Origin of the sequence: Gemella bergeri ATCC 700627 (assembly GCF_000469465.1) — a bacterium.
In the GTDB taxonomy this organism is placed as follows: Bacteria; Bacillota; Bacilli; order Staphylococcales; family Gemellaceae; genus Gemella; species Gemella bergeri.
On sequence record NZ_KI271839.1, the window covers coordinates 1 to 4474 of the forward strand.

Sequence of the window (4474 nt, forward strand, 5' to 3'; positions counted from 1 at the left end):
TTCTCATGCCCCGTATTTGACACAGAGCCTAAAAGTGTAATTAGTTTTTTTAATAACTAACTCCTGTTTGAGTTAATTGTGAAATAAATAAAAATTTATTTATATCTATTGTTACATTATTTTTATCTAAAATAAGATTTGGTGCTATAAAAATTTTAAATTCTCCTATTCTGTATTCTGTGAAATTATTTCTATTGGAAAAATTTTTCTTTGCTAAAATCGTAATAGCCTTTCTCTTTCTTCCTCCTCAACATAATATCTCATCTAGAGCAATAATTATGTTATATCTTTGTTTTTTTATTAAATATTCTTGTGCTTTTTTTGTAATAGTAATCGCCATTATATCATCTCCTTTAAAATAATAATCTTTCTTTTATAACTACTCTATAGCTTTAAGTGCTTCTACCATATTTACTTTTTTAAGTTTTCTGTGCATAATTAACGTTACAACTATTGTTATTAGTATGGTAACTCCTGTTGCCAAGGCATAAACAATAACGGGTACCCTACTACTAAACATCATATTTCTTCCTGCCAGTTCCAAAATTATTTTTAAATATAATCTATAACCGAGATAATTACCCAATATTATTCCGACACCGCTTAAATAGAATATTTCTCTAAAAACATATATCGTCACTTCCTTCGGATAAAAACCAAGCACTTTTATTGTTGAAAGTTCTCTAATACGTTCTGAAACGTTAACATTAATTAAGTTATACAGCACTACTAATGCCAGCGTTAGTGAACAAAGTACCATTACTACCACAATAATATCTATACCTTTTATGAAATTATCCAATGTTTCTTGAATTTTTGAATTATCACTTACACCGACAATATCTTTATTATTTTTTAATGTGTTTGTTAAGTCTTCTACTACACCACTGTTTTCATTTGTTTTTATTAAAAATGTATTATCCTGATATTTTTTACCAAACACAGTTTCATAATAATTTTTATTTATATATATAGTATGACCGAAATAATTTTTATTAATTGCTCCTACTTTTAAACTATATTCTTTATCATTAACGATTACCGAAAAATTATCACCTATATTCAGTTTATGCAAATATGCCAGCTTTTCATTAATCACTGCACTATCTTGAGGTAAATCCAATTCCTTTGAATTATCTTTTAATGATATATAATCTTTGTAGTTACTTTCATCTAAGGTCAGCATCTGAATACTATCCAATATCTCATGATTTTTTTCAATAGTGGCTAACTGCATATTTACTTTTGTGCTTCTAATTACATTGTTATTATTATTAATTTCATTTTGAATATTATCAACATCTTTTTCATCAATATATGGATTATAAGTAGCTGCTATATCAACTCTGTTTATAACTTTGAATTGTTCGTTAGATATGTCTATAACGCCATAGCGTATTCCAAAACCTATAAACATTAACGCTAAGCACCCTGTAACGCCAAAAATAGTCATAAGCATTCTTATTTTATAACGAAAAATATTTCTAAATGTCACCTTTCTTAAAAAGGTTAATCTTTTCCAAATGAAAGAAATTTTTTCTAAAAATATTCTACTACCACCACTAGGTGCTTTGGGTCTTAACAGATAAGCACTTTTTTCTTTAAGATTTTTTCTAAGTGGTATGAAAATTGATAAAATTATACAACCTACAGCTATACCAAACGCTGATATTAAAATTAACGGACTATAGACTAATATCGGTTTATTTAGTGTGAAAAATCTGGCATATGAATTATAAACCACCGGTACAATAACTAAATAAGCTCCTATTATACCTAATATTGTTCCAATTAAAGTTGATAATACCCCATAAACATAGTATTTTTTAGAAATTTGCCAGTTACTGTATCCTAAAGATTTTAATGTTCCTATATTTATCCTGTTTTCATCTATCATTCTGGTTAAAGTTGTCAATGAAACCAAGATAGATACTACAAATAAAAATATAGAAAATACATTAGCTACAAAAGTTAAACTGGCAGCCGAATCAATAAATTGAGCATAATTTTTTAATCCTCTAATATTTTCAACATTAAATCTCGGATAAGTTTCATTTTCTAAACTTTTTTTTGCTACATTAAGCTGTTTTTTATTCTCTTTAATTTTTAATTCCGATTCAGTTATTTTTTTTATTTGCTGATTATATTGATTAATATCAACATTTTTTAGTGTTTCTACCTGATTTCTTGTGCCCTTTAGCGTTTTTTCCGCTTTAATTATCTTTTGCTCATTTTCCTGCAATCTTTCCTTATTAACTTCTAAATAATTTTTTTCGTCTATTTTCTGCTGTGCTTGAAGTTGTTCTATTAAATTATACCTACTTTTATTTACTTCTTCTATGTAATTTTTATCACTGTACTTATATTTAATATTTGTTAATTTTATATTTACTCCGGTTGCATTTTTAAAAGAAAAATTTTCTTTAGTCACATAACCGAAGTAATCTTTATTCGCTAAGTTATGATTTGAAATTTCTATATGATCTGCACCTTGAACAAAACCTACCAGTTTATAACTTGTTTCTTTTAACTTATTTTCATCACTGTCACTTTGATTAAATGTGACTGTATCGCCGATTTTATATTTATTTTGCAACGATTCCACCAATGCTATTTCCTTATTATTTTTAGGAAGTTGTCCGGAAGTTATTTTTGGTGTTGCTAATTCTTCAGGTAGCGATTCTACGTTTAAATAATCACCATTATTATTTATCTGTAATTTTTTTATATAATACTTTTCTAATTCGGAAATATTATCTAATTTCTTTATAACCTTTAGGTCATCATCACTAATTCCAAAATTATGAGTAACTCTTAAATCATAAAAATTGTATTTTTCAAGGTGTTTATTATAGGTATTTTCCATAGTTGGAGATGTTTCTTTTAAACCGACAAATATAAAAACACCTAAAAACATTATTATCATTATAGAAATAAATTTTGCCTTTGTTTTTAATATTTCTCTAAAAATATCTTTATTTATTGCTTTCATAATACTACCACTCTATTTCGTCTATACTTTTCGGATTTTTATTGATAATAATATCTTTTACTTTTGCATCATAAATTTCTATTACTTTATCCGCCGCTTGTGCTATTGAACTGTTGTGAGTAATAATAATAACCGTTTTGTTTTCATTTTGACAATACTCTTTTAAAATTTTTAATATACTTTTCCCTGTTTTATAGTCTAATGCCCCTGTTGGCTCATCACAAAGTAAAACTTCGGGATTTTTAGCTATTGCACGTGCTATAGCTACTCGTTGTTGTTCCCCGCCGGATATTTGACTTGGGAAGTTATGTAATCTATGTTCTAAACCAACAATTCTTAATATTTCTTCAGCTGATTTTGGACTTTTTACTATTTGTTCAGCTAATTCTACATTTTCTAGTACGGTTAAATTCGGTATTAAGTTGTAAAATTGGAAAACAAAACCAATTTTTTCTCTACGATACTTTGTTAATTCTTTATCATCTAAAGCTACTATTTCCTTACCAAATATTTTTATTGAACCTGATGTTGCTGAATCCATACCACCAATAATATTTAACAGTGTACTTTTCCCTGCTCCGCTGGGTCCTAAAATAACAACAAATTCCCCTTCATTTATTTCAAAATTTATATTATCGTTCGCTACTACTTTGTTATCATTTTCTCCATATTCTTTTACTAAATTTTTGACTACTATTTTTTTCATATTATCACTCTTTCAATCGTATTCCCTTTTATTATACCATATAATTTACATAAAAAATAATCCCAAAATCAAATTGATAATGGGATTATCTTTTAATTTTCTCTTATCGAATTTCTTTGATACGAGCAGCTTTACCACGTAAGTTACGTAGATAATACAATTTAGCACGTCTAACTTTACCTTTACGTACTACTTCAATTTTCTCAACTTTTGGAGTATGAACAGGGAATGTTCTTTCTACCCCAACACCGTTAGAAATTTTACGTACAGTATATGTAGCAGAAATTCCACCACCACGACGTTTAATAACTACTCCTTCAAATTGTTGGATACGTTCACGTCCACCTTCTACGATACGAACATGTACTCTTACTGTATCCCCGACTTTAAATTCAGGAATATCTGTTCTTAATTGCGATTTAGTTACCGCTTCAATGATTTTGCTCATTATTCTTTCTCCTTTTTTTACAAAATGCTCGTTATTAATGCTTGATTAACAGAGGAACATCGTAATTAATGCTTTCACATCCTGTCTATTGTATCATTTTTGAAAGTAAATATCAAGAAAAAATTGAAAATTTTTATTAGTCAGCTAATTTCTTACTGTAAGTTAGGTAATAATAAAAACTATATATTATTTTACAAATATTTTAGCAATGGTTAGTAGCGGTATGGACGCCTACAACTAACTTGGGTTAATTCTAGAATTTTTAGCATCTATGATGCGTAAAAATTCATAGAAGTAAGGTATGTAAGGCTACTCTAATCTTTACGAA

General features: G+C 27.6%; 3 protein-coding genes. All 3 read right to left on the bottom strand.

The genetic code is table 11. The features are described from left to right. Positions 1–379: 379 nt before the first annotated feature. On the bottom strand, positions 380–2992 hold the full coding sequence (locus HMPREF1983_RS04125) for an FtsX-like permease family protein (protein ID WP_021753046.1): 2613 nt from the start codon (positions 2990–2992) through the stop codon (positions 380–382). A gap of 4 nt (positions 2993–2996) precedes the next feature. Further along, positions 2997–3698, bottom strand: a complete 702-nt coding sequence (locus tag HMPREF1983_RS04130) for an ABC transporter ATP-binding protein (protein WP_021753047.1) — start codon at positions 3696–3698, stop codon at positions 2997–2999. A gap of 103 nt (positions 3699–3801) precedes the next feature. Continuing rightward, complete coding sequence (gene rplS, locus HMPREF1983_RS04135) at positions 3802–4146, bottom strand: 50S ribosomal protein L19 (protein ID WP_021753048.1); 345 nt, start codon at positions 4144–4146, stop codon at positions 3802–3804. Between the last annotated feature and the right edge of the window lie 328 nt (positions 4147–4474).